Below are 25418 nucleotides of genomic sequence, written 5' to 3'. Positions count from 1 at the left end.
TAGAGGGAATTGAACATCGCCAAGTACTGGTTAGGGAAAGCGCACGGAACTCTCCTGCAATATTAATGGTTTGGAAGGCAGAGTTGTCGATTATTAACTTGGCCATATTGCCACTGGAGATCTCATGGCGCTTGACGTGCCCGGCGTAGTGAAGCTAATCAACTCCGAAACGGGGAGTTATTAGGCTTGTTGAAGTCTTGGAAACCAGCCAACTCAGCCCATTCTATCCAGCAGGTAACTGCTCGTATACGCTTTGGGCAGCAGGTTACGGACATACCGTGGCAGCGCATTCAAAAACAGGCCAGGGGCGTTGCCGATAGCTATGGTTTGAATGCAGCTCAGACCGTCGAAGATGTATCTATTGGCTTGTCTCCGAACGGCCCTTCGGCGAGTCAGCAACAGACCGTAGGTTACGAGTTTCTTCGGTTGGAAACCCCCAATTTTTTCTCCGACAAGTTGGTGATCACGCGGGAAGACGTAAACTTCGAGGAATGGCGGTACACGCGCTGGAACGCTCTGCGCGAAAAACTTCAAGACGTTTTGTACGCTACCGCATCTACGTATATCTCAGTGGTTCCTCTTCTTTCCGTCGATTTGGAATACGTGGATATTTTCGAGGCGCTGGTGGAAGACGCCGACTGTAGCGAAGTGCTGCGTAAGGATAGCGAGTACGTTGCGCCAGCTGCGTATAAGCCCCGCGACTCGTGGCATAGCCACATTGGGTACTTCGATCAGCCAGACACTCTTACAAAACGTCTGGTTAATGTCGATATTGAAGCTGCGCAAGCGACCCGAAGGCGAGATGGGAAGCAAACGCGGCTGATGCGCTTTAGAACAAGCATGAGTGACTTGTTCAATCAGCAAGGGCATGATTCACTACCGCTCGACGATTTGGGAAATGAGTTTTTCGAACAACGCTTCGATGAGCTTCATGTCCACTTGAAAAACAAGCTCGCCGACATTCTCACTGAAGATGCTGCGGCAACGATTGCACTGAACGGGTGACCATGAGCGCGATAATGAACTTTGATGGAAACATTTATGATAGCACCGCGCGGGAATTGAGCGTCGGCGTCGATCAATCATTTCATCAATTTCTCGCATTGGATGATGTTGTATCGCTTGCGAGCGACGGTATCGATCGTCTTCGTGCTCGCCAGAAAAAGTTGATCATTCACCGCGATGCGAGGCAAAAGAGCTATCGAATAATCTCGTCGTTTGGAACTAAGCAGCGCGAGTTTTTCATCACAGATTCTGATGCGGATAAGGGACTTCATCGGCTGAGGTCCTTTAAAACTCGTCGAAATGGCTGGGATGGCGAAAATGGCCTGGCACCCACCACGGAAGTTCTGAATAGTGCTATCGACGCATTTGCGTTATTGCAGAATAGCCGTTTGCGCCTCGCCGTGAACCTTGGCTCTGATGGGGTCCCTCTATTCAACCTTCGAGACAGCTCTTGGAGCGGCGAGATTGCGATCGTTAGCCCAAATGAACTTAATTTCGAATTTGAACGTGGGGACGAGTTGCTTGAAGGCTATCGTCTGGGGTTCACCGCCAAAAGTTTGCCGACCGAACTGAGAGAAGCAATTGCCGTGATGCGGCGGTGACAGCTTGGGTTGTGGTTGCGTAGATATTTGGACCGGTAGCCCTCCTAGGACGAAAGCTGCCGACCTGGATACGTTCAGTCCAAATTGCGGTTGTGAAAGCGCCTCATTGCGCGGCGACGGCTATGAGCGTGTGGGCGACAGTGAGTACATTGCTCGTATTATCACCTCACCAAACGGATATGATCAAACATCAGGTGAGCTGGTGAGCGCACGAATTAGAGCCATTTTCAGCAGCGGGTTGAGTATGGTCAGAGAAGACGCTTCCGATAGCGAGATTAGAGCAACAATCGATCAGTTGCTTGGAGCTGAAGACGGTCCTTATGAGCTCGTCGGAGTTTCTATAATGCAAGCTGCGGAGGTCCGGAGGCTGATCGAAGATGAACGATGGTATTGTGTATACGACACTTTCGACGGCGAAAAGTTACACCACGCTGATATTACCTCCACGACACCGACGGCCGTAAACGCTAGTCAGTTGGATAAAAAGAAATCTAAGCGGCGGAAAGAGCTTCAACGGCTGCTAGAAGAAAATCTTCAGGCGGCGTCTAGCCCTGAGAATGTCATCTCAATCATTCGATCGGCAACGGTTGCGGTATAGTTAAGCAAAAAGTTGTTGATAGGTTAGCGCTGGTGTGACGGACTTAAACGAACGTTTGCCGCACCGAACCCGGCCAACCATCACATAGCGCCTTCCATAATCGTATCTTCCAAGCTTGGCTCTGGCTCGTCAGTGGTCGCCACCGCCCCGCCAGTCGTGCCCGTTGCAGTGCGGGAGAGAACCTGGACCAGTTTGCCTTCTTGCTGTGGCGTGATCCGGTTTGCGGGTGTGAGCAGCAATTCGAACAGTTCGCGGTCACCGGCCACCGCTTGCCGGATCAATCCTTCTGCCCGGTCAGACGTCAAAGCTTCCAAGAGGCGGCGCGCACGTTGCGAGGCAAAGTTCGCCGTAAGCAGCGATGCGCCGCTTGTGCCGCGCCCCGCCTGTGCGCCCATGCGAGCCGCAAGCGTTCTAACCAACATGCTGACAACGGAGTTGGGCTCGCCTTCCATGACGCCGCCAACGCTGGGCAACTGTCCCTGCATGGTCTCGAGCCGGGCAAGTTCGTCGGCGATGGCCGAGAACCGCGACCGCTCTTCCATCGAAAGCAGATTGTTGGCCACCGCCAGCACGCGGTTATCGGTTAGGGCGTTTTGCATGGCACGGCCCGACAGAAGAGGCGCGCCATCGTCTCCGAAAGCGTTGGTGCGCGAGCGCGTCATCAGCTCATCAACGAAAGCACCTTTAAGACCGTAAAGAGCCTGGCCAGTCGGGTCATTGGCCGCTTGCGCGACAAGCTGCGCCGTCGCCTGTTGCGGGTTCGGCCCGTTGATGATCGAGCGAATTTCCTCATTTGGCCTTGCATTGGAAAACCTGAGTGGCGCCGACTGCCGCGAATTGAGCATAGCGGACGTTTCGTCGATCCGCTGGAAAAACGCTTCGGCGGCATCTTCGGGCAGGATCATTCCGATCTTGTCGCGCACCGCCCGGCTCGAAAGCTGAACGAGTGCCTGCTGTGCTTCGCGAATGCCCACATCGGGGTTCGTCATCGCGGCCCTGACGTTCGACAAGGTTTCTTCGATCTGCGACCGCACACCCTGGCGCACAAAGGCCAGTTCTGGCTCGGACATGTCGGCAATCCGTTCTGCGGCGACGTCACGCGCGGTGCCGGGCTTGAGAAGGTCTTGACCAAATAGAAGGGCGTTGCGCTGCCCGATTGGCGTGGCGGCCGTGGCCACCGCCTGGGCATATTGTGGATTGGTCTCTCCGAGCGCGCCGCGAATATCACGGGCCAGATTGCCCATGACGCGGCCTATGTCGGTCGTGCCGCCCATCGCCCCGCGTCCGTCGCCGCTTTCGGCCATATGGTTGAGCGCTCGCGTGATGTAATCGATCTGCCGGGTGTCGGGCATCCGGGTAAAGGTCACGCTGCCATCGGGCGCGACATCGGCCATGATCTGCTGAGACTGGACGCCTTCGCCCGCCATGAGCCGGTTGGCCATAGCGATCGTGCCGGGTGCCGCGCGTTCGACACGCCCGATCAGGCTTTCGAGCGTCTGGCCTGCCTCGCTGGCGTAGTCGATCGGCGTTTCGTAGGCGGCGTCATAGGCGGTGCTGCGCGCTGGTTGGCTTCCGGTGCGAAGTGCGGTCGAGACGTTGCTGACGCCAAGGGGGCGTCCGAATGTCTGGTCCAGCGTCTGGCCAAGGCCGTCGACACTCTGCTGGACGGCGTTTTCCATGTAATCCCGCGCCGCGACCGTCGGAACGCCTTGGGCGGATGCGGTCAGTTCTTCGCGGAGGACTTGCCCGCTGCCCATCTGCTGGTCGCGCATGATCGCGTCAATGGTGGGGTCCGTGTCGCGCACGGTCTGCTCGAGCGCCATCAAGCGCCGATCACCTGTCGAGACGGCTGGCGAAAGCCCGCCGATGGTGGGCGTGTTCAGCCCGTCGATTGCAGCGTCTGGATCTTCGACCAGCCCGGCCATACGGCGGCGGGCGCGTTCCATGGCACCAGTCTGGGTAAATGGTGCGATTTCGCCTGCTACCAAACGCGTGCCCGCGGCAATAGACCCGCCGACTACGGGCGTGCGTTTGACGCCTTCCCACGCGAGATATGGTCCCGCCCCGCCGGCGACACCACCAAATAGGGCGCCAAGTGTCGAGGCTACGGGGTTATCGGGTGCAAGCTGATCGGCAATGTCCATGCCCGCCCCCGCCCCTGCGCCGGCTGCAATTTCAGAAGCGAAGCCGCGCACAGGCGCTTGGGTGAACGGCTGTGTCAGCGTGCTACCCACCGCCCGCGCCATAGGCGAGGCCGTGGACTGCATAAGCCGACCGGCTGCACCAACGGGGCCGATCGCGCCCGCTGCGCCACCGGCGCCGGCAAAGATGTGCTCGATCAGATTTTCGGGCGGTGTATCGGGCGGGGCTGCGGAAACACCGGGAATTGCGTTGAGGCCGCGATTGATGCTGGCCGATCCGCCAAACGGCTCGTCGATCGTCGGGACTTCCCAGCCGGTAAGGGCGTTCACGCCAGATACACCGGCATTGATCGCGCCGCTCACCATGTCGACGGGGAGCCCGAGCCCTTGAGCGATGCCTTGGTTGAGAAACGCGGCACCATGGGGCCGCTGATCTGCCACCGCCGGCGCTTGCTGGGGCTGCGCATAACGCTGCCACGGCCCTGCCGGCTGATCATTCTGCACTTCGGGCGGATCGGCGTATGTGACGGTAATTTGCGGGGTGCCCGAAGGCGCCCCGTTCTGCTGATAGCGTTCCCAAGGTCCAGCCATTATTCGACACGCTCCCAATTGGATGGATCGGCGGGATCGCCGCCGTTGAACCGATAGCCATTTTCCACCGCGCCGGGCTGTGGCGCTTCGGGCGGCGTAGGCGCAGACGGCGGGGTCGGTGTTTGGCCACCGCCGTCGAAGGATTGCAGGGCGTCGGTAACGCGGCCGATCGCTGCCCGAAGGCCGATCACGCGGGTTTCGGTTTCCTGCCGATTGGTTGGGCTCAATTCGCCGCGCAAGGTTTCCTCGGCGGTGCTCAACTCATCGGTGAGGGACCGGCCCAAGGCGGTGAGCTTTGACTGTGCCGTGCCTGCACCCTCAAAAACATTCCCCGCGCGCGGCGTAAGCGCCTGGATATTCTGCAAGAGCCACGACGGCGGTTGGCGGGGATATGCTGAAGCGATGTCATTGAGCAGCGTTTCCCGGAGCACATCGAAGTCCGATTGCGTCTGCTGGACCTCGGGATATGGCGCACCGGCGCCCACAGCATCGAAAACGGTATTGATGCCGCCGGTAAGGGCACCGCCGACACCAAAGGCTTCCGGCGAATTAGAGAAACGAGTGCCGAAGGGGCTTTCGCTGTTTTCTTCGTCGCGCATGATCGCGTCTAGCGTCGGATCGGTTGCGTCACCCACCGCGTTGAAAGCCCCGTCAAAGGTGCCACCGCCTGCTGGCGTCGTCGTGCCACCGGCGCGGGAAACCGGCTCGCCTGTTGCCACGTCCAGAACAAGCGCATCGCCCGTGACCGGGTGGCGGCTGACCGTATAGCGGTTATCGACGATGCCGATTGCGAGGTTTCGCGCTTCGCTGGGATCGGCTGTAAGGCCGGTATCGATGAACTGCTGCGACAGGCGGCCGATCTGGGCTTCGGCGGCGCTGCTGCCACTGCCGGAAGGCGCTGGTGTGGCCCCCGTCCGGGTTGCGGCGCCCGGCGTCATGAATATTGGCTGTCCGTCCGGCCCAAGCGCCTCCACGGGCGTGCGCTCGCCCATGATGGTGTCGAGAAACATCTCGTCTGTGAATAGGCCCGCGCCTCGCATTTCTTCGATGTGGGCGGCGTCCCGTTCGCTTTCGGTCAACGGTTTGGCCGGTCCGGCGAGAAGGCCACCGCCTGCCGTGTGTGTGACTTCGCCCGGTGCAAGGTTTATGTTGCCCGTCATGATCTGCGGCAAGCCAGTCGCGCCCTGGGTCTGGCCAGGCAGAAAAGCTGTCTGGTTCTCATTGACGAGAATGGGCGCGGCGTTCTGGCGATCAAGCGCGCCAGCGTTATTGATGTTGGCGACGTCGATATTCGAGCGGTAGCCGATATCCTGGCCTCGCATCGCCGTGCTGTTGTTCTGGTCCTGGGCGTAAAAGCTCTGGGTCGGGTTGTAGAGCCCGGCGGCGATTGCCCGCTTGTCCCACTCGGGAAGGTTGGGATCAGCAAAGAGCTGCGCAAGCCGTTCGGACTGCTGGCCCGTCGCCTTCGCATTGGCATATCCGGCCAATTCAGCACCTGAAGGCGGACGAAAAATTTCAGCCAGGTTCTGCGCGGCTTGGGCCAAGGCTGGGTTGTTCACGACGGCCATGGGGCTGCCCTTTCTAGTGGACGGGATCGGTTGGAAGGCGCGGCGTATCCATCAGCCGCTTGATCTGGACGCCGCGGGCCAGCGGGTATCCGCGCTCACGCAACAACATTTCATGGAAGGTGATTTTGAGCTTGGCGGCGAGGATCGATGCGTAACCCAATCGATCGCGTTCCCAGCCGTCCGGCCCGACGGTCAACAATCCAGCGGCATTGCCGAGAGCAAAATAGATTTCCTCAATCGTTATCTCGCCCGACGCCGCCTCGACCAAGACCGGCGCCAAATCGAAGAGGGCCCGCGAGACATCCATCCCCAAGGTGGGAAGGTCGGGGTAGGTGATTGCCGCGCGGCAAAGTTCTTCGAGGGCGTTTGCCACGTCGACAAGAACGGGACCCTTTGAGGACTTCGGGCGCGTGATGAGGCCCAGGGCGCGATGGATAAAATCTCGCGCCGTCTGCTCCCGCTGTTCGATGGTGGGGCCGCCGGTCATTCCACCGCTCCCAAAACCATGCACCGGATCTTGGCAACGTCTTCGGCTGTCCGCTTTTTGGAACGCGCCTCCATGTCTTCCGCCAAGCTGATGTTGTGCATCAGGTTTCGGAAGATGCGGGCGAACGCGAAGAAATCTGCCATTTCCCCGCGAGAATATGCCCAGCGATCAAATTCGCTTTCGGTCCAAAGATCGACGAGCTTTTGGAGAGCCCGGAAGCCTTGGCGAGTGAGTTCACGTGTCGTGGCGTTGTCTTCCCAGAACATGCTGGGGTTGGCGCGATGCGCCAGGCTGACTTTCAGGGTCAATTCGCCGCGCTGGGAAGATGTGAGTAGCTGATAGCGCGTGGACTTGCCTGCGGCTGCTGCCCGCCGCGCCGTGGTGAAAAGAACATGGGACAGGTGATAAGCTCGGTGCTCGCCCTCGGCCACATGCCACAGCCAGTCGCCGATCGTCTTGACCCAGAACTCATGGTCATCTTCGTAATCGGGCGCAGGCGGAGCGGGCGGCTCGCCTTCGAACTCGGCTAGACCATCAAAAATCGACTTTTCTTCACCCATGCTCACTGCATTCGTTGACTTCGGATGCTGCGATGATGGGGGGCTATCGTGTTCGTTGAAAGCGCAAGCTGTTGCGGCCAAACGAACAAAGACAGGACGTCAAAAGTTCGGGCGCGACGCAAATTGGTATCGCGGTCGGTTGTCGTTTCAGCGCGATCGTTTGGACCGGGCCGGAGGGGTGGTCCGGGGGTCGGACGCCACCGGGTGGGTGCTGAAGTTTCGGCAGTGCTATGATGCACCGCCGCGAGCGCCAAATTTGTCGCGCTTGTCGGCAATGCTGAACGACAGTGCGGACAGGGGCCAACAATGCAAGGGCCACCGTCCGACACGCCGATAAACCATTGTTTTTGCTGCGAAACAAAGTGCACATGTAGGCCAATTTAATCCTCGACAGACACGCTGCCGTCTGCCCAGAATTGCCCAACAACCCCGAGAAAGGACCACCCGATGACGAACCCTTTGGCAAATGAATTTGATGACCGCGCCCACCATATCGCCCTGTCTCTTGAGACGCTCATTGGTGAACTGAAACGCGTAGCCGGTACGGAACGCGCGGTTGCGCTGGCGGAAAAGGCCAAGCATGACACTGAACAGCTTTGCGATGACCTGGAGCCCGTTCATGGCGATTGGCTAGAAGCTGCGCAACTGGCGGTGAGCTATGGCACCAACGTTGTGCCCTTCGCGCCTCGCTAACCACCAGACTAGCCCGAAGAGCCCGGCCACCGCGCCGGGCTTTTTCGTGCGAGGTCAACAGATGCCGCGCGATCGATCAGGTCACCTGCTTGCCGTCGATGTAGAGGTTCTTGCGGACCAGGCTGGGCCGCACGTCGTGCTCAACACGGACATAGTGCCCCCTCAATATCAAATCGATCATCTCTTGCTCGGTTCGAACCATGATGCGATTTGCTGTGGTGTGCTGTCGTCTTCCAAACTTCTTATAATCCCCGAGAACGTAATGGCCGTTCTCCTGAACCGCATATCGCTTTGCTCCGGTCTTAGGGTCCAACTGATAGACGCGCATTCTTTTCCTCGCATACCTTCCCGACGGCTCGAGTTATCACCAGACGAACCGCTTGGCACTAACGATCGCATCAGGTTCGAAAAGGGTGTGCTTCAGGCGAACCACTCATATTTGGTTCGATTATTATATCTAGACAACCCAAAACGAACTGATCAATATCGAACCATCCAAAGCGAACTTATGGTGTTGAAATGTTTGTCCGCGCCTATCTCCGAGCGTCAACCAAAGACCAAGACGCCACTCGTGCCCGAAGCCAACTCGAAAACTTCGCGAAAGAGCGAGGGCTACGGATCGCTGCCACCTACATCGAGAACGAGAGTGGCGCGAAGCTCAAGCGCCCTGAGTTATTTCGCCTGCTGGCCGATTGCCAACCAGGTGACATTTTGTTGGTCGAACAGGTCGATCGGCTAAGCCGCCTCAACAAAGACGATTGGGAAGCTCTAAAGCGTGAAATCATGAACCGCGAGGTGAAGGTTGTGGCGCTAGACATTCAGACGTCCCACGTGCTGCTCCAGCCAAGCGATGATTTCACGTTCCGAATGACGGAGGCCATGAACGGCATGATGCTGGACATGCTCGCCGCTATCGCTCGTAAAGACTACGAGGACCGGCGCCGGCGGCAGGAACAAGGCATTGCCGCGGCCAAAGCGAAGAATAAGTACCAGGGCCGGCCGGAGAATGCCGAGCGCAACGCGCAGATCGTGAGAATGTTGGAGCGCGGCGACAGTTGGAACTCCATCGTCGCGGCTACTGGATGCTCACGCTCCACACTTTCACGTTTGAAAGCTCGGGTAGTGGAGCGCTCCGCCCCGGCAAATGTGGTCAGCTGAAAGGATCGTTCGCCGTCCCTAGCTGGCGGGCGCGGGCGTCCAGTCGCTCTATTTCCTGGGCCATTTCGTCCGGTGACATTTCGTGCGGCTCTTTGGAACGGCTCGTGGTGCTTTCCTTGCTGAGATAGCCACCGACCCGGAAGATCCAGCCCGAGGCTGCTGCCTTCGCATTCGCGGGGGCGGTCTGATCTCGGCAAATGGCAAGGCAGGTTTCATAAGCCACAAGCACACCCTCGGTGCGCACGCGCTCGAGCAGCTCGGCTTCGACTTGGGCGATAGATTTGTCCGTCATAACGTTTCTTTTCAATCAGAGATGGTGCCGCGCTCAATCTCGAGCTTTCGGCGTTCGAGTTCGGCAATCTTGTCGGCGATGCGTTGTTCTTCGGATGAGATTTGCCGGGGTCTTTGATCGGCTTTGGCGAGCAACTTGCGCGCCTCTAAGTCACGCTCGCGCTGTGAGCGATCCGCCCGCCTCTTCTTGGCCGATCCAGACGGGTGTTCCTTGTGCCACTTGTCGTGCCTGGCACGCTGTTGGGTGGTCATGGCTTTGACGCGCAGAGCCCGCTCTCGTCGCGCTTTCTCGATCTTAACTAATTTCTGGTTCATCCGGTGAATGGCGTCTTTTGCCGTACCGTTCGGCCATTGGCGCTTGTGCCAGTCGTCACCTGTCGGAGTTGCCCCTCCATGGTAGTAGCAACGGCCGTTCTTCATCGCGACTTGCGTGCAAGGTTTGCCATCATAACGGCGCGTGGCACCGCATAGCGGAGCACTGTGGCGCATCTGCGTATTCCAAAGATGGATCGCCCGTCGCCCGTTCAACACGCGCCTGATCGACTTATCTCTCGATTTAGGCATCTCCTGACCCCCCTTTTAGAATAGCCCTTATGGGGTATGACCGCGCGAGCCGTGTCGCCGGCCAGAAGCTGCAAACCGCGCTACCCGACAATATGTCCGTTTCCTCCCTGGACCTGTCGGCGCGTATAGCTTGGTTCATTCCGTTTCCCTCAAGGACTTTGAAGCTGAGGAAAGACCTCCGTTGTGATCGGGGCGCGTAGCGCCCGTCACTTTGGGTTGGAAGGGCGTCGCTTGTCGGTGGCGGTGCCCCCTTACAGGGCGACAAGTCCGACAAGTTGCAAGTCATTGATTTTGCTACGGAAAATTCGCGCTTGTCGCTTGTCATGGCGGCGACAAGCGACAAGTTGCGGCAATTTTGACAGTAACCCATTGTTTTTGTTATATTTTTTGCTTGTCGGCGATAAGCTGCCGATAAGAAACGACAAGTTGTTTCCCGCCTTCTCGTGGGCCTCTGCACAGTGCGGCGAACGGGGAGTGAATTAAGCTTCATCGGCGGCCCCGTCCTGCTTTGTCGTCCGCACAACCCATAGAGGGGACGTTGGACCCCGGCCCTTCTGCTCGACATGCAGATGGACAGTCTGTCCGTCGCGCTCGAGCCTCACGCCTTTACCGAACAGCGCCACCCTGATTTCCCCGGTGATGGTCGGGCGGTGTTTCGTGTTGCAGATGCCGTCTTCTTGCAGCTTCACGGCGGCCGGAGACACAAGGTCGCTCACCTTCATCTCGTCCCGATCGCCCATCAGCGCGTCGATGATTACGGCAATTCTCTGCGCTTTTTCATCGTCGCGGTTTCTGGTTTTGTTGATGGCGGCCAGATCCTTCGCGCTGACGACGGTAAGCACGGGCGCAAAATCTCCCATAGCTTCCAGTCGTTCGCGCGGACTTTCGCCGAACAATGCAGCCGCCTCAGTTGGCGCCATGCCGCTGCCGTTGCCCACAGGCTTGCTCATGCGCCGTATGATAACCGGCTCTTTCGGCAGTTTGCCGTATTGGACCTTGGCGTAGTCGAGACGGAAGAGATCATCCTCCCTTGAGACACCCCAGGACTTTTCGTCCGAGCGTTCGCCCGTCACGTTCACTAGCGTAAACATACCGCGCGCCACGCCGACCGCCGAGCCCGCGCCGCGGGCCGAATTCATATCGCCGGGCGCGTCACTCGCTGCCTTGGGCGTATGATGCGCAACGCCAATGGAAACGCCGCATGTCTCAGCGACGCGCCGTATGATGCCGACAAGCTCCTTCTGGCGATCGGTATCATTCTCGGCGCCACCGCTTGCCAGATCGATAAGAGGGACCAGCCAGACCAACACGGCGCCCGTTTCCCTTATCACCTGCTCCAGATGATCGGCGCCGGCTGATTTTGCGTCGCCGGCAAACCGTTTCAGAAAGCCCTTGGCGTCGTCACGGTGGGCCAAGGTCAGTGGACGATCAACGCCGGACCACAGAATAAGCTGATGTTTCAGATCGCCATCGTTGAGGCCGTAGAACCGTTTCATCGCGGCAAGGCGCCGCTGCATCTCCGACAAAGGATCTTCGGCGTCGTAAATGATGACCGGACCAGAGACGTGAAGCCGGTCGGGGCCGATGGGATTTCCATTGGCGTCGAGCCCGTGCAGCAAATCAGGGCGGTTGGCCGCAATGGCGAGACCATCCCGTAGGGCCAGTGTCGACTTGCTGACGCCTGGCGCTCCAACGCCGAGCGTCACTGTATTGGGCGCGAAGCGCGGTTCCACAATCCACTTTCTAACGGGCAGTGATTGCGGGGCGATCGGCTTTTGCGCATTGTGCAAACCAAGCGCAGCAACCGCCGATGTGGTAGCCGGTTTATCCTCAAATACGCCTTCACCCTCCCCCAAACCGCTAAAAACCCCCGTGCTCGTGTCACCGGTCTGGTCGGCAACCTGGTCGTCTTCAATGACGTCGAGAATATCTTCGATGGCGGGGTGCAACGTGTAATTTATGCCGCCGTGCGCGTGGCTGAAAATGCGCACCGGGGTGCTGTCGGTGTAAATCACGCCGACGTTTTGTCCGCCGTTGTACTCCGGCTCGTTTGGGTCGGCACATGTCTTCTTGTGAAACGCTTCACGGTCGGCAAGTATGTCGCGCACCGAAACAGCGCCTTGCTGATCCGTGTGAATTATCTCGTCGCCGCTGAGTTCGTAGCGCTCAAGAGCATGTTCGACCAAGCGGCGAGCTATATCGGGATTGGTGCCTCTTGCGATAAGGGCCTTTGCACGCTGCTCTTTGTATGCGGCCCTGATCGGGGCGGCCTCCGGCTCAAGTCGCTTCTTTAGTTCTTCAATCGCAGCGTCGAGCCGTGCCTGCTCTTCCTCCGTCAGAGGCTCAATGCTGGTGATGTCTAGCAGCCCGCCCCTGGTCACACGAGGGTCGCGCGCGCCAGGCGCATATTCGAGCCCATCGCCCAATACTGCGTCGGCCTCATAGAAAAGCCGTGTCGGGTCTTTGGACGCTTCAATGTCGAATAGCGAGCGTGGCAGGACAGCGCCAGTTGCGGTGATCTTCCCCCACAAATAACCGGCGAGCATCAAACGCTTGTTCAGCGTTTCGGTGAAGCTCTCTATCGCCTCCCCTTCGTTGACGACGTAATAGCGATGCTGGCCCGAAGGTTCGGGGGCTTTTTGGCCGAGCTGCCGAACACCGCACGACGCCGAAGGCCGCAACAGCATAGCAGCGTTCGCGAGAGGCGGATAAACTTCAGCCAACACACTGGATATCTTCCCTGCGGCGCCAATCTTCGCCAACAGGTCCGGTGGAAACTCGGCGGTGTCGAAATCCATGCCGAACAAAGCCGTTCCGGCTACCGGCGCGAAATATGTCCGTGTCCGCGCAATGGCGCCCGGTATGGTACTGGCGCGCTCTTTCGTCACGATCTGATATTCGGCCTCATTGCCCAACGGCGGTGCGGTAATGATCGCTTCGTTTGGCCCAAGCTTCTGCAACACGCCCGCCAGACTTTGCAGGATGTCGGCTGGCGCGCCGGTGAACTTGTGCCGATAGGCTCGCCCCTTCGTCAGCTTGATATCGCCTGATTTGACGATCTTGCTGCCTTCCAACCGTATGGATTTGGTCAGGCGGTTTTCGCTTTCGACGCGCGTAAAGCTGACTGTCGCGAACGGCAGGATATCGGCTTGGCGTTGTGATTTTTCGGCGTCTGTGATAGGTTCAGCCATCATCAAGAATACCTTTCAGGCCGGTTGCCCATGCCAGTGGGCGCCGGCTTTTCTATTTCGTGTTGTCGACGACTAGGCGCAGATGCGAGCCCTGTTTGGGGCGCAGGTTGCGCAGCTCGGTGATCACAGTATCCAGCGCCACGAGGATGCGGCCGCTGGGCAGTCGTTTGACTTCAAATGTCCCGATTACCGCCCGGTCTCGCGCCCATGAATACGAGCGGTCAGCCAGTTCGGCGGCCTCGGAAAGTGTGATGTAGCGGGAAACGGCAGGCACTTGTGCAGGCTTCATTTCAGCTCTCCTGTGGGGTTCCGGCAAGCATCGCATCGAGTTGTGTTCGTTGCGACGGGCACTTGTGGCGCCCTATCGAACACTAGACTTCGGCGCGTTCTGCATTTCGGCGATCATTTCCTCGGCGGCGCGTACCGTCTCATCGAAGACAGCACGGTCTTCTGGCGAAAGGCTCTTAACCTCGAGATCAATTCGGAGGGCCACGCGACGGACGACGCCGCGATTGATGCCCAGATCCTTCGCCGCCGCCTCGAAAATTGCGTTGTCCCGTGCGTCCGGCATTAGCCGACGGAGTTTCGAGATTGTCGCCAGTGTGACAAAGGTGGAAATGCTTTCGGAATTTTGCTCCGGCGCGCGACGGGCTGCGCCAGTGGCGTAGCGCCGGTGAACGTCCTGCAAGAACGCGGCGTGTTCATTGAGCAGCCGAGGCGCATAGGTAGCGATCGCCTTCGCTATGGCTTCGCCGTCGCGGAGTTCAATAGTCCGGAGCACAATAGCGTCACGCACAAACTCGTGCGGCAACAGCCAGAGACGGGGCTCCCTTTCCAGGCGAACACGGGCGGCAGCGTCACCATGCGGCCCACGCCAATCGCCTTCTATCAGCGGGTTTTGACGTCGGATCTCTGCGACCACTTTTTCGAGGGTCGTATTTTTCGGCGGGTAGGCCATCACGCATTTTGGCATCGCGCTTACTCCGCCCAGGCCGCGCGGGCGCGTTCGGTTCGAGCGGCACGACCATGTGCGCCACGATCCGAGGGCGTCCAGGGCTCGGCGCCGTCGATCATCGCTACAAGGCTCTGGGTCGTTACAAGCGTGCGACCAGCGAGACGCTTGAACTCTATCGAGCCGTCGGTCTGTGCGCGGTAAAGGCTTGCAGGGGAAACGCCGGCGATATTGGCCGCCATCTTGATCGGGAGAAGGGGGCGAGCGCGCCAGTTTTCATCAATGATTGGATCAGACATTTGGTAACCTCCGGTTAAACTGAATCCGAGGGTTACCGATGATAGTCATAACTTCGCGAAGATCACTAAAATAGCCCGGCAAGATCTAAGTCACTGATCTAGATGGGGAAACGTCGGAAAGTCTCGACCGTCCTTATTTCTTCGATTTTTTCTGCCCCGAGCGTATGCTGCGGCTGCGCAAATAGTCTGCTGTAGGGACCGGCGATCGAGCCGTTTCTCGGAGCCACCGGATCACCAGATCTTTGTTTTCCGCAGTGTGAAACTTCCCGTTGCCGTGGACAGACTTGGGGAATTGTTCCTCAAGCCACTGATCTGCCTTGTCCGACAGACTGCCAGTGGCGCGCGCTTTGAATACCTCGCCTTTGATGGCGAACATGATGTGGTCGCGCTTTTCTCGCGAAGGCCGGGTTTTTCGTTCGGCAACTTTGGGCATAGGCCCAATGCCGTCTTCCATGGCTAACTGGACGTCACCTTTTTCGCCACCTACAGGACGCCCGTAAATTTTACCTGCGGGTGAAATCTTCTTTCGGCGTATTGGCTTTCTCATGGCCGGGTCTTTCAAAATGTCAGCGCCGCACGGCGCGCGAGGTCTTCCGTCATGTCTACGATGAACGCCGAATAGTGTTTCTCGATCATCTCCGAAGACGTATCGTGCAAGCTGGCGACGAGACGGATCGGCAAACCCACCTTGAGCCCGCGCACGATCGACGTATGCCGCAGGGCGTACATGATCGTATCGGTCGGCACTTCGGCGAGCTCGACGGTCGCGGCCCAAGGCTTTTCGATCTCATACGCCGGCCCCCAAGGGCGCCGAACATCCTTTTCCCACTTGAAAGGCCCAATATTACGATACGCCCACCTCATCAGAAGGGGCTCGTCGGCTGCGCGGCCTTCCGCTGCTGGTAACAGCCTTTCGATCACCGCATCGGACAGCGGCACCGCAACGGGCGGGCGGGCAGTGGCAGACCGGCCCTTACTGGCACCTGGCACCATTATGCGCTTGTTCTGGATCTGGAGCCCGCCGACGCGAATGCGCGTCAGCTGGGAATAGCGCGCGCCGGTACTGGCAGCGAGCAACGTCAACCGCCCGAAGTCACCATCGGCGTCAACCGCGAAGGCGGCATCGATGACCGCCTTGATCTGCTCATCGCTCAGCAACTGCTTGCGGGCTTCGGTCGCAACGCGCGTTGACCTCGTCCCAACCTTGATTTCGGCGGGAAGGGCAGCGGGCAGTTGCCGCCGATGTTTCTCGGCGCTGGCATTGAGCGCGGCCCGTAGATCGTTCAGCAAACGATTGACCGATGAGGCCGCCAGGCGCTTCCGGTCGTCATCAGGCGAGGGCTCGGCAGTGAGCCGTTCGCGCCATTGCTGGATGGTGGCGGCGCGCAACTTGGAAAGTGGGGTCTTGGCGAAAGCCTCGTCGCTCAAAACATAGTTCTCTAGCCGCCCCTGGGAGATCGTGCCGTCACGCTTCGATCGCGCCAACCGTTCCTTGACGTATTCATTGACGGCCGTGGTGACGGTCGGGCCGGTTCGCGGCGCCGATGCTTCCCGGCCTTCGATAGCTGCGTGCTGCTGGTGGCCCCATTCAAGCGACGCCGCCACCGCCTTGCGATAGGTCAGCGCGCCATGAGGTGCGCCGTCATCATCGGCAGCGCCCAGACGTTCCTCGACGCGGTTGCCTTCCAGCACAACCTTGGCCACCCAACTGCCGTGCGCTCGCGCGGGCTTGCGGTAGCCAAGAGACACGCCACCGCGGCCCCCGCTTACACCAACCCAATACGGGTTCTTGCGCGGCTCCAGGCGAGCGCGCTTCGAAGGGGTGTCTATCTCGGATTTTTCAAGCTGTCCCACACAACGTCCCACATAGCTAGCGATGAGAGTATGTATAAAGTGGTTAACCCAAATCCGCAAGCTGGCTGGGCATAGCGAATAAACCGTTGATATTCCTGTTATTCTTACTATTATGTTTATCGAGCGTCAGCCGTTGCATCGGATAGCAATTTGCCCTCCGAAGGCAGAGGTCACACGTTCGAATCGTGTCGGGTGCGCCATTCCCGTGCAAAGCTGGGCACCTGATTGCCTGGGGCGCTTCCAGACTTCGCAATGGCCATGATCGGCTCCTTGGGGCCGCGAATGACGATGCTGTCGGGTTTGACGATCACCTTGTCCACGAACAGATGCAGCCACGTCCGGCGGAAGGCGGGATCGGCGTCACGTAGGCGTTCGCGGATTCCACTCGTGAAGCGTCGGATCTGGTCCGGACCGATATCGGTATCAGAAAGAGTGGCACGCTCGGTCAGCATTTTGATGCGGGTTTCGGCCTCGCTCGCTTCGAGCTTAGCCGTCTGGATGCGCTGCCGGAACTCATCGTCACCAAGGTCGGCAATACCCGCCTCGATGGCATCGTAAAGGCGTTTGATCCGGGCTTTGGCGTCCTTGATGACCTGCCGAAGGCGCTCGATCTCCATGCTGGTCTGCTTACGGCCGTCCACCGAGCGGTCGATCATGCCCTTCAGTATTTCCATGGTCCGGTCGGGCGAGAAGACCTTTTCCTCCACGGCACCGAGCACGCGTTCGTCGATGTCGTCCATGCGGATGCTCTGGCCACATCCGGTGCCCTCGAGTGCGCTCTTGGCGCAGGTCAAATAGCGGTATTGCCCACTCTTGCCAGTCCGCAACATCATGCCGCGGCCGCAATTGCCGCATTCTGCGATACCGGTGAGCAGGGTCGGTCCGTTGACCACGCGGGGCGCGGTCTTGTCGGGGCGCCGGGCCTGCAGGATTCGTTGGACGGCATCGAAGGTTTCCTGATCGATGATGGCCGGCACGCTGACGGGGATCCATTCCGCGCGGGGGCGGATTTTCCGGGTGCGGCTGTCGATGCGGTTGTAATAGGCGGTGCCGGTATAGGTTTCGCTGGTGAGGATTTCGGCGACAGCGCTGGTGTAGAACGGCTTGCCGCGGCGCCTGATTCCGGCTTCGTTCAGATGCTTGGCGATGGCCTTCATGCCGAGCGGTGGCAGTCCCGGTTCGTTACCGAGGCAGAGGCGATAGACCTTGCGCACGATCTCGGCCTCGCCGGGGTCGATCTCGAGAACCTTCTTTTCCTTGCGGTTGAGGACTTGGGCGACACGGGTGCGATATCCAAAGGGTGGTTTCGACCCGTTCCAGAACCCGTTCTCGGCATTGGCCATCATCACGTCGCGCACCTGCATGGCGTTCACTTCGCTCTGATGGCCGTCGAAGGCGGCGAGAATGGTCTCCATCAACTCGCCATTGGGACCCTCGGGAATATCCTGGGTCGCCGAAACCAGTCGAACGTCCGCTGCCTTGAGCATGTCCTTGTAGTGAAGATACTGCGAAGCGTTCCGGAAGAAACGCGAGAAGGAATAAACCACCACCAGATCGACGGCGTTGGCCGGATCGCAGACATAGCTGATGAGGCGCTGGAACTCGGGACGCTTATCGGTTCGGCCAGTGAGCCCTCGTTCGACGAACTGCTCGATGATACTGGCATCCTTGAGTGTGCAGTAGGCAGCGATCTTTTGCTGCTGCTCATCGAGTGAAACTTCGTGGTCGGCCTGCCGCCGGGTGCTCACCCGGGCATAGCCGACCGCGCGAAGGACGCTCGGACCGGTACTTGCATTTTCCATTGTCTCTATCGCTCCCCAGAGGGTCCAAAGAGCCTCGCCTAGGCAAGCAGGTCGCCCGCCCAGGCGAGGTAGAGATCGATCTCCCGCGCCGTGACCGGTCCCGGGCGATCGTCATATCGAAGGTCTCTTTCCGGCTTCTGGGAAGAGACGATCGCTTCAGTTTGTGCACCGGCTACCGTGCGTTTGTCATGTGCCGGCTTTGATGCGCGAGCTGCGCGTGGCGCCGACGGACCGTGTCGTTTCGACGCCATGCGCAACCATGATGTCCCACGCCAGCCGACGGCCTACGCGCAGAGGGATGGCCGCCGACCGGCGTGGGAAATTTTCCTCACCTACCCTCGCGGGTGGCTGACAAACGAGGAGGAGGTCGCCATCTTTTGCCAGCCACGCAACAAGGGTCAGATGGATTCTTTTCGAAGGCAAACGTAATTTTGTAGAAGAAATCAAAAACTTGCCTTCAGCTGCGATCCCCTCCGGGAATCCGTGGGGCACGGCCCACGCCTCCACGACCGGTTGAGCCATGAGTGGTGCGATCGGTGCTTCATTGCGCGCGAATCGGTTGATCCAACTCATCAATGCGCCGGGTCCAGAATTGGAGCCGCCCGCTGAAGCCGAAGCTTCCGGAGCAGGCGCCTGCGGACTTTGCGGGTCACGCGCTGCAGTCTGGGCCTGAGATGCACATGCCATACCGCAATACGGCGAACGGCGTCGGCATCGACCGGCCACTGTGCTCCGATCACGGCGTCGAACTCCACGACCAGTTGTTCGGCCGACTGTCCCAGCGGTGGGACAGCGGCAAAGACGAGGTCGGCGCTTCCCGTCTGGGCGGAAATCTCCCGCCGCCGCAGGTCGGGGGCACGCGTGGCTTCGATGTGGAGCGCGCCCGAGGCGTCCACGATGATGGCCAACAATTTCATGATCGTCCCCCTATACCGACGGTTTCAGCATCGCGACGCGCACGATGATGCGCAAGCGCGAGAGAAAGCCGTGGGGGAGGGGAGAATAGACGGGATTGACGGCGCGCAGGCGCACGTCCAGAAGATACCTAGCCATTTTGAACTCCTGTTACAGCAGGTAGCGAGGAATGGTCAGGATGCTGCGGGAGCTCCAACTCCCGTGGCGTCCGCCTGAATGCGGGCGCCAACCAATCTCGACCGGCTCTGGCTGGAACCGGCATCATGCTCCCTATCAGATCTCCTCGCGCTGTCGAGCGGATGCTGAATCGGCGGTTAATGTCTGCCGTCGGCAATTGCTCGCATTTTAGTTTTCGTCCACGAAGGTGTGGTCACCGCAAATCCATCCCCACGTCGATCACGCGTTCGTGATCTGGATACTTTCCAGGGTCTGCAGCACGCTTGCGCAATGTGTTCATTCACTAACACGTTGCGAGGGTAGCGATGGGAACGGTTGGATTGCCGGGTGTGAGTTTCGGGGGCGTTTCGCGCCGCGATGGCTGGAGCGCGATCGGGCGGTCCACCTACCAGATGGGGATCGAGTGCCATGAGGGCATTCCGGAAGACAAGCACCGGAACGGCTGCCGGGTAAGTCATGTCCAGCACTGGTTGATGCTTCCCGAAGGCGTAGATCCGTCTATCTGGATGCGGGAGGTTGTCTGGGAAGCCGCCGGAGACATCGAGAAGAGGAAGGACGCCAGGGAAGGCCGGTTCTTCGATATCTCCTGGCCGCGCGAACTGCCCACGGATCGGATCGAGGGGTTCGTCCAAGTTATCTATCGCGGCTTCGTCGAAATGGGACTTGCCGTTCAGGTCGATTGGGAAACCTCGCCTGCCGAAGACGGGCTGGCCAACGATCACATCCACGGGCTGATCTCGACGCGCACGCTGTCGAGCCTCGGTTTCGCCAAGAAGAAGTGGCGCGCCCTGGATAGCTGGTTCCGCACTGACGTCCGGCACCGGGTGGCGGATCTGTTCAGTGCCATTGCCGAGGATTGCGGCATCGAAGTGCGCTTCGATCCAGCGTCCAATGCCGCGCGCGAGGATGCCCTGCCGCCGGAGGACCGGCTGCCAAGGCGGACCGTGCGGGATCGCGCCGCACCGGGTGCTGAAATCATGTTGGCGCAGCGTGAGCGCCAGCGTGCCCTGCGCCGTGAGCACGAACAGGTGATGGTCGAAATTGAAGCGTTGGAACGGCAGGCAGGCGATCTGCAGGCGGAAATCGATGCCCAGTTCGAGGATATGTCCGTTCTGACGTCATGGCAGGCAGAGGGACAAGGTGCGAAACCGCTCCTCGTGGAAGTGGCGATGACCGCCTTTATGAGCGCCGGCATCGCCGTCGACGAACGCGTGGCGGTTGAAGGCGTCGGCGTGGCGTTTGTCGTCGATGGGACGGTGCTGATCGATGCCGGAGACCAGATCCTGATCGAGGGGAGGCTGCAAGCCGACCCTGCCCGGGCCGTGCATGTCCTGGCCCGCCGCAGGGGCTGGCGCGATCTCAGCTTGACCGATTCTGATGGAATGCCAATTCCGGTTCCTCCCGAGCCTGCGCCGCTGTTACCAAGTGTCTCCGGAATGGCCCGCAAGCGGTCCCGGATCGAGCTCATGGGCAAGGGGAACGTGCTCCGCGCCGCCCGGGAGGTCGTGCAGACGATTCGGGCCGCGGATCCGGAAAGCCGTGGGGAGATGCTGGCAAAAGTCGCAGCCTGGGGCAATCGGGGCCTGGAACGCTTGGTGGCGGCACTCGTCAGCTACACCGCGGAGCCGAACGATCTTTCTGTCGGAATCATCCTCGACATGGTCGACAGGGCCCTGGGTCAGGAAGACGATCTGTGGCGGCGCCACGTCCTCGAACAGGATCTTGAGGCAATGACGGTCCCTGGCACGCCTTTGTCACGGCCGTTCCGGCCGCATCCGCGATTCTACGATCTCTACCCGGTGCCGCCAGACGATGGCGCAAGGCATGCGCATGCTGGTGGCGGGGAGGTTCTGCAATGAACGAACTCCTCGCAAACCTCCGTGCCCTGCGGGCCATTCGCACTCAGCGAGAACAGCTGGCAGCCCGACAACACGAGCTAGAACGACAGGCGCGGCAAAGCTCCGCGCAGACCCGATCCCGCGCTTGCCGCCTTGTGACCGACGCCACGCTTGCGCTGCTCTCGCGTGGCGCTTCAGTCAATCCCGAATCTCTCCGCCAGGAGATCGAGGCTTGTGCCCATGACCGCGATCGGTTTGCTGTCGCCCTGGCCGGGGATTGGCTGGAGGAAACCACGAGGGCGTCGACTGCGCCAGGCGAGGACGACGGAGGAATCGCTTAGGAGGTCAGATTCCGAGAGCGTATCAATCGTTCTCGATTTACGGGACATCCTTGCCCCATCCACTGAGCAGGTCCGGGGCGAGAACGGAATCGAGCTCGTAGACGGACCCGCGGTTGTCGTCACCGGGGCCATGCGCGGCGCCGATGCGCCCGGGGCCGACGGGCCGGCCAATCTCGTAGCCGCCATCCGCACGGCCTCGGCACCGGCCGCAAGGGGCTTGGGCGTGCTCGTCGTTCTCAACGACGAGATCCACAGCGCCCGCCGCGTCGAGAAGATGCACACCGCGCTTCCCTCCGCCTTTACCTCTCCCGGTTCAGGTCCGCTCGGCCTCGTTGCCGAAAACGAGGCCGTGATCTCGACCATGCCGGTCCGCAAACCCGTCCTTGCACCGCTCCTTCCGGCCTTCGCGCCGGTGGCCATGGTCAAGGTCGGATTGGGGGACGACGGCCGTGCGTTCGGACACGTCGAGAGTGCCGGCTATCGTGGTCTGGTGCTCGAAGCCATAGGAGCCGGGCATGTCCCGGCGGACGTCCTTTCACCCCTTTCCAGCCTTGCGGAGCGCATGCCCGTCATCCTCACGACGCGGGTGGCGGCCGGTCCGGTCTTTACCTCGACCTACGGCTTTCCCGGATCCGAGATCAGCCTGATCGCTGCGGGGTTGATTCCCTCGGGGCATCTGCGCGCGCCCAAGGCCCGGCTTTTGCTGTCAGTGCTGATAGGCAACGGATGGACTCGTGAGCAGATCAGGGAGAGCTTCGCTGCCTGCTAGAGCCCCAGGACCCTGCGCAGCTGCTGTTTCCGGCGGTCTGCGAACGCCGCATAGTCGGACTGAATGCGAATTCTGATCGACGAAAGAGGGGGTGAGGCTCCGCCCGCCTCACGACTGGCAACGTGTCCTGCGCACCGGGCTCGCGCGCAGGCAGCAGGCGGCAGCCCGGTTACAACGGTGCTTTCTTGTGCACCTCTCGGGACCATTTCAACAGATCGAGGAAGATGGGCTTGAGGGCGTAGGCGTTCTCGGTCAGCGCATATTCGACGCGCGGCGGGGTCTCCGCATAGGCGGTGCGGGTAACCAGACGGTCAGCTTCCAGCGCCCGCAACTGGGCGGTCAGCATATGCTGGGTGACGCCGGGAGGCCTCCGGCGCAACTGGCCGAAGCGCAAGGGACCGGCCAGCAGCACCCAGATGATGTCGATCTTCCACTTCCCGATGACCATGTTCATCACCTTGCGGAACTGGTTGAGTTCGATGTCGTTCTTGGGCTCGCCCAGGAGATCGTCGCGACTGGGGGCCTCGCTCGCATCGACGAAGATCCCCGACGCCGGCACCAACGGCCACGGCCCCACGCAGACTTCGTAGTCATACGCGACTGGAATTGAGTCGGCTGCGGAACGGCAGCTATTCCTTTTTGCCGGCGCTGCCCTGAGCCCGCCGTGACGTCCTGCTGGCCGCCTTGTCGAGCTTGCCAGCGATGGTGGCGACCTTTTCTTCAACGCCCTGCAGCAATCCGGCAAGATGATCGACGGCCTGGACGTTCTGGCTGGCGAGCGCGGCCTGCAGGCGGTCGATTTCCTTTTTCTGCTCGGCCATGGTGCGGGTGGCGTCACCGAGAGCCGACCGGGCCTCGTCAAGGTTTGCCGTCACCTCGGCAAGCCGCGCCTCCTGAGCCTGCACCGTTTCCGTCAGTTCCTCCACCTGCGCCTCGAGATCGCCGAGCAGGCGATGATAGCGCTCGGTCTGATCGCGATGCCGCAACTCCTCGGCCTTGATGCCCTGGTCGTAAATCTGGCCGATCACCGGCCTGGCCAGATCGAGAACGGCGGAGGGTAATTGGTCCGCAGATGGCTTCGGCGCCTCGCGCAAGGCGCGCAGATGCTTGAGAACGGTGGGCTTAGATCCTCCACCGATGACGGCGATCACCGTGTTGGCCGTGGCTTTCTTGCCGTCGCGATGAAGCTGCTCGACAGCAGCTTGGACTTTTTCGAGTGTGGCGATTTCAGCGGTCATCGATCTTTCTCATCAGGTTTGGTTTAGAACCGTACCATACCATACCATGCTAATACGAGGATGAAGCAAGCGAGCGCTGGCCTCATGCTTAACGCCCGGTAACGGTCCGGCTTGTATCGGCCGCGCTTCGGATGCTCGTTCTTCCGGCGATAGCGTCAGCGATCCGAACCCAGACGGGGTGGTGATCGGTTCAGCGGAAAAGTGCGGCAAGGCACAAAGCTGGCTTGCTAGCAAGCTGGCTGACGTCGCTTGCCCCTTGCGGCTCATTGCTCCGGCCAATCGGACCGGTGCCAACCCGCTGATTTATTCTACAAAAATAGATTTTTGCTTTGCCGGCGTGTCCGCTAGCCTGTGTCAGATCAACAGGCTCGGGATCCGCCGATGAAGCTGAGTTTCAACCTGCCGGGGCGATTGGCGCCTCCTCCGTCCTCTCTGGAACGCCGTACAGTGTCGACTCCGGCTGCCGCCGACGCCGCCCGCGCCCTGCTTGGCGCCGAGGGTGCGGTCGAGCCTGGTGCTGATCGCTTCCAGATCGCTGCGGGGCTGCGCGCTCTGCTCAGGCAGCGCTGGCCGTTCGAGAGTGCCAAGGTGATCTGTTGCGTCGGGAAGGGTGGCGCCGGCAAGAGTACCGCCACCGTGCAGTTCGTGGTCATCGCCGCACATATGGGGCTTGCCGTTCTGGTACTCGATCTCGACCGGCAGCGCTCGGTGAGTGGCTGGTCGCGGATCTGGGGCGAGGATGCCAATATCACGGTGCGGGCCTGTGGCTACAATGATGCGGAGAGGGCCTGCAGGACCGCCCAGGCGGAAGGATACGACCTCGTTCTGATCGATCACCCGCAGCAGCCGGGGGAAGGCTGGCCCGGCCTCGTGCGTGCCACGGACCTGTTCGTCCTTCTTTCCCGTCCCTCCATTTTCGACCTGACGACGGCTCAGGCGTGGCTGCGCCATCTCAGGGTGCACAAGGCGTCGCATTTCACGGTGATCAGCTCCGCACCCCCGCGACGCATCATGGCCGACAACCCTGCGGTGCGTGATGCCCGGGAGGAGCTTGCCAAGCGCACCCGCTGGATGTGGGGCGGGCAGATCACATCGCGCCAGGCGATCATCACGGCGACCGCTCAGGGCAAGGTGCATCATCGAGGTCGAACGCTACGGTCCGGGCTCGGCCGAGTATATCGTTCTCTGGCACCGGATTTGCGGCAGGCTTCGCAAGGGAGAAAGATGATGAACCAATTCAAGCGCGGCATGTCTTCGCTCCAGGAGGACGGCGGCCCCATCAACGCCGAAATCGGTCGTGTCCTGGTGCGATACAGCAAGGCCCAGCGCCGGGCGCTCAGTCGTCGATACCGATGACGCGAGGAGGCACCGGCACTGCCGTGCCATAGCGCCGGACGGTGCGGATCAAGGTGTCCTTACTGACAGGCACCATGAGCTGATCGGCAAAACGCGAGGCCGGACGCCCACCGAGCGCCAAGCCCAGATGATGGACGAGGAGGTTGAGACGCTTTGTCCTGCGCGCCCAGGGCGCAAGCACGCCATTCTCCAGCCGCTCGGCAAATATCTTCTGTCCGCACAGCACGCTGTTGCATCGAAATCGGCGGGCTTTGACGAGCAATCTGACTCGACGACTGTTGATTGCCGTTGAGAAGTGATGGAGTGGATGCCCCCTCCCGACGGCATCGCAATGTGCCAAAGTGATGTTTGCAACGTCACTTGAAGGAGAGAGCATCCATGAATGAAGTTAGCATTGTTGGCGTGGACCTTGCAAAGCGGGTCTTTCA

At 60.2% G+C, this 25418-nt stretch carries 29 protein-coding genes; 9 read left to right on the top strand and 20 right to left on the bottom strand.

The window, feature by feature from the left end; translation table 11 throughout:
- Positions 1 to 186 precede the first annotated feature (186 nt).
- The 3 genes from ACN0TA_RS00145 (at position 187) to ACN0TA_RS00135 (ending at position 2205) form a co-directional block, all read left to right on the top strand.
- Positions 187 to 1005: a hypothetical protein gene (locus ACN0TA_RS00145; RefSeq protein ID WP_417578607.1), complete on the top strand. Its 819-nt coding sequence runs from the start codon at positions 187 to 189 to the stop codon at positions 1003 to 1005.
- Positions 1006 to 1019: 14 nt separating this feature from the next.
- Complete coding sequence (locus tag ACN0TA_RS00140; protein ID WP_417578606.1) at positions 1020 to 1607, top strand: hypothetical protein; 588 nt, start codon at positions 1020 to 1022, stop codon at positions 1605 to 1607.
- Between the two features lie 106 nt (positions 1608 to 1713).
- On the top strand, positions 1714 to 2205 hold the full coding sequence (locus tag ACN0TA_RS00135; RefSeq protein ID WP_417578605.1) for a hypothetical protein: 492 nt from the start codon (positions 1714 to 1716) through the stop codon (positions 2203 to 2205).
- An 80-nt stretch (positions 2206 to 2285) separates the two neighbouring features.
- Here the strand turns inward: ACN0TA_RS00135 and ACN0TA_RS00130 are convergent, their stop codons facing one another.
- From ACN0TA_RS00130 to ACN0TA_RS00115, 4 genes are read right to left on the bottom strand one after another with little or no spacing between them, the layout of a single operon-like run.
- Positions 2286 to 4937 carry a hypothetical protein gene (locus tag ACN0TA_RS00130; RefSeq protein WP_417578604.1) on the bottom strand — a complete coding sequence of 884 codons (2652 nt, stop codon included), beginning with the start codon at positions 4935 to 4937 and terminating at the stop codon, positions 2286 to 2288.
- Entirely contained in the window at positions 4937 to 6505 is a 1569-nt protein-coding gene (locus ACN0TA_RS00125) for a hypothetical protein (RefSeq protein ID WP_417578603.1), read from the bottom strand. The genes ACN0TA_RS00130 and ACN0TA_RS00125 overlap by 1 nt, the downstream gene beginning before the upstream one ends.
- Before the next feature lie 13 nt (positions 6506 to 6518).
- Positions 6519 to 6992, bottom strand: coding sequence for a hypothetical protein (locus tag ACN0TA_RS00120; protein WP_417578602.1), 474 nt, complete (start codon positions 6990 to 6992; stop codon positions 6519 to 6521).
- A complete protein-coding gene (locus ACN0TA_RS00115) occupies positions 6989 to 7552 on the bottom strand; it encodes a hypothetical protein (protein ID WP_417578601.1) in 564 nt (187 codons plus the stop codon). The genes ACN0TA_RS00120 and ACN0TA_RS00115 overlap by 4 nt, the downstream gene beginning before the upstream one ends.
- Positions 7553 to 7999: 447 nt before the next feature.
- Between ACN0TA_RS00115 and ACN0TA_RS00110 the strand changes: the two genes are divergently transcribed.
- Positions 8000 to 8245 carry a hypothetical protein gene (locus ACN0TA_RS00110; RefSeq protein ID WP_417578600.1) on the top strand — a complete coding sequence of 82 codons (246 nt, stop codon included), beginning with the start codon at positions 8000 to 8002 and terminating at the stop codon, positions 8243 to 8245.
- Between the two features lie 76 nt (positions 8246 to 8321).
- On the opposite strand, the gene ACN0TA_RS00105 is transcribed toward ACN0TA_RS00110, so the two are convergent.
- Complete coding sequence (locus ACN0TA_RS00105) at positions 8322 to 8573, bottom strand: hypothetical protein (protein ID WP_417578599.1); 252 nt, start codon at positions 8571 to 8573, stop codon at positions 8322 to 8324.
- A gap of 191 nt (positions 8574 to 8764) precedes the next feature.
- Here ACN0TA_RS00105 and ACN0TA_RS00100 point away from each other — a divergent pair, with 191 nt between their 5' ends.
- On the top strand, positions 8765 to 9403 hold the full coding sequence (locus tag ACN0TA_RS00100) for a recombinase family protein (protein WP_417578598.1): 639 nt from the start codon (positions 8765 to 8767) through the stop codon (positions 9401 to 9403).
- On the opposite strand, the gene ACN0TA_RS00095 is transcribed toward ACN0TA_RS00100, so the two are convergent.
- The 12 genes from ACN0TA_RS00095 to ACN0TA_RS00040 all read right to left on the bottom strand — a co-directional run bounded on the left by ACN0TA_RS00095 (position 9396) and on the right by ACN0TA_RS00040 (position 19409).
- Positions 9396 to 9695: a hypothetical protein gene (locus ACN0TA_RS00095; RefSeq protein WP_417578597.1), complete on the bottom strand. Its 300-nt coding sequence runs from the start codon at positions 9693 to 9695 to the stop codon at positions 9396 to 9398. The genes ACN0TA_RS00100 and ACN0TA_RS00095 overlap by 8 nt on opposite strands.
- 11 nt (positions 9696 to 9706) lie before the next feature.
- On the bottom strand, positions 9707 to 10114 hold the full coding sequence (locus tag ACN0TA_RS00090) for a hypothetical protein (RefSeq protein WP_417578596.1): 408 nt from the start codon (positions 10112 to 10114) through the stop codon (positions 9707 to 9709).
- A gap of 623 nt (positions 10115 to 10737) precedes the next feature.
- Positions 10738 to 13452 (bottom strand): AAA family ATPase, encoded by a 2715-nt coding sequence (locus ACN0TA_RS00085; protein WP_417578595.1) that lies wholly within the window; start codon positions 13450 to 13452, stop codon positions 10738 to 10740.
- Positions 13453 to 13501: 49 nt separating this feature from the next.
- Positions 13502 to 13738, bottom strand: a complete 237-nt coding sequence (locus ACN0TA_RS00080; protein WP_417578594.1) for a hypothetical protein — start codon at positions 13736 to 13738, stop codon at positions 13502 to 13504.
- 72 nt (positions 13739 to 13810) lie between these two features.
- Complete coding sequence (locus ACN0TA_RS00075; protein WP_417578593.1) at positions 13811 to 14422, bottom strand: hypothetical protein; 612 nt, start codon at positions 14420 to 14422, stop codon at positions 13811 to 13813.
- Positions 14423 to 14427: 5 nt separating this feature from the next.
- Positions 14428 to 14700: a hypothetical protein gene (locus tag ACN0TA_RS00070; RefSeq protein ID WP_417578592.1), complete on the bottom strand. Its 273-nt coding sequence runs from the start codon at positions 14698 to 14700 to the stop codon at positions 14428 to 14430.
- Between the two features lie 133 nt (positions 14701 to 14833).
- A complete protein-coding gene (locus tag ACN0TA_RS00065; RefSeq protein ID WP_417578591.1) occupies positions 14834 to 15247 on the bottom strand; it encodes a hypothetical protein in 414 nt (137 codons plus the stop codon).
- A gap of 11 nt (positions 15248 to 15258) precedes the next feature.
- Positions 15259 to 16554, bottom strand: coding sequence for a tyrosine-type recombinase/integrase (locus ACN0TA_RS00060; protein ID WP_417578590.1), 1296 nt, complete (start codon positions 16552 to 16554; stop codon positions 15259 to 15261).
- A gap of 170 nt (positions 16555 to 16724) precedes the next feature.
- Complete coding sequence (locus tag ACN0TA_RS00055) at positions 16725 to 18356, bottom strand: recombinase family protein (protein ID WP_417578589.1); 1632 nt, start codon at positions 18354 to 18356, stop codon at positions 16725 to 16727.
- Positions 18357 to 18542: 186 nt separating this feature from the next.
- Positions 18543 to 18932, bottom strand: coding sequence for a hypothetical protein (locus ACN0TA_RS00050; RefSeq protein WP_417578588.1), 390 nt, complete (start codon positions 18930 to 18932; stop codon positions 18543 to 18545).
- Positions 18929 to 19273 (bottom strand): hypothetical protein, encoded by a 345-nt coding sequence (locus tag ACN0TA_RS00045; protein ID WP_417578587.1) that lies wholly within the window; start codon positions 19271 to 19273, stop codon positions 18929 to 18931. Before ACN0TA_RS00045 ends, ACN0TA_RS00050 begins: the two co-directional genes overlap by 4 nt.
- 10 nt (positions 19274 to 19283) lie before the next feature.
- On the bottom strand, positions 19284 to 19409 hold the full coding sequence (locus tag ACN0TA_RS00040; RefSeq protein WP_417578586.1) for a hypothetical protein: 126 nt from the start codon (positions 19407 to 19409) through the stop codon (positions 19284 to 19286).
- Between the two features lie 344 nt (positions 19410 to 19753).
- Between ACN0TA_RS00040 and ACN0TA_RS00035 the strand changes: the two genes are divergently transcribed.
- Genes ACN0TA_RS00035 through ACN0TA_RS00025 form a run of 3 tightly spaced genes read left to right on the top strand, consistent with a single transcriptional unit; the run spans position 19754 to position 22396 of the window.
- Positions 19754 to 21307 (top strand): MobA/MobL family protein, encoded by a 1554-nt coding sequence (locus tag ACN0TA_RS00035; protein WP_417578585.1) that lies wholly within the window; start codon positions 19754 to 19756, stop codon positions 21305 to 21307.
- Positions 21304 to 21627 carry a hypothetical protein gene (locus ACN0TA_RS00030; protein ID WP_417582108.1) on the top strand — a complete coding sequence of 108 codons (324 nt, stop codon included), beginning with the start codon at positions 21304 to 21306 and terminating at the stop codon, positions 21625 to 21627. The genes ACN0TA_RS00035 and ACN0TA_RS00030 overlap by 4 nt, the downstream gene beginning before the upstream one ends.
- The gene (locus ACN0TA_RS00025; RefSeq protein WP_417578584.1) at positions 21527 to 22396 is read left to right on the top strand and encodes an asparaginase domain-containing protein; all 870 of its coding nucleotides are present in this window, start codon (positions 21527 to 21529) and stop codon (positions 22394 to 22396) included. Before ACN0TA_RS00030 ends, ACN0TA_RS00025 begins: the two co-directional genes overlap by 101 nt.
- A gap of 169 nt (positions 22397 to 22565) precedes the next feature.
- On the opposite strand, the gene ACN0TA_RS00020 is transcribed toward ACN0TA_RS00025, so the two are convergent.
- Positions 22566 to 22973 (bottom strand): winged helix-turn-helix transcriptional regulator, encoded by a 408-nt coding sequence (locus ACN0TA_RS00020; RefSeq protein WP_417578583.1) that lies wholly within the window; start codon positions 22971 to 22973, stop codon positions 22566 to 22568.
- 52 nt (positions 22974 to 23025) lie between these two features.
- Positions 23026 to 23634, bottom strand: coding sequence for a DNA-binding protein (locus ACN0TA_RS00015; protein WP_417578582.1), 609 nt, complete (start codon positions 23632 to 23634; stop codon positions 23026 to 23028).
- A 381-nt stretch (positions 23635 to 24015) separates the two neighbouring features.
- Here ACN0TA_RS00015 and ACN0TA_RS00010 point away from each other — a divergent pair, with 381 nt between their 5' ends.
- Entirely contained in the window at positions 24016 to 24990 is a 975-nt protein-coding gene (locus ACN0TA_RS00010) for a ParA family protein (protein ID WP_417578581.1), read from the top strand.
- Here ACN0TA_RS00010 and ACN0TA_RS00005 read toward each other — a convergent pair.
- Positions 24971 to 25216: a hypothetical protein gene (locus ACN0TA_RS00005; protein WP_417578580.1), complete on the bottom strand. Its 246-nt coding sequence runs from the start codon at positions 25214 to 25216 to the stop codon at positions 24971 to 24973. The genes ACN0TA_RS00010 and ACN0TA_RS00005 overlap by 20 nt on opposite strands.
- Positions 25217 to 25418 lie beyond the last annotated feature (202 nt).

The organism is Pelagibacterium sp. (assembly GCF_048264985.1).
In the GTDB taxonomy this organism is placed as follows: domain Bacteria; phylum Pseudomonadota; class Alphaproteobacteria; order Rhizobiales; family Devosiaceae; genus Pelagibacterium.
Note: the sequence above shows the minus strand (reverse complement) of the source record. Positions and strands in the feature narration are given on the sequence as shown.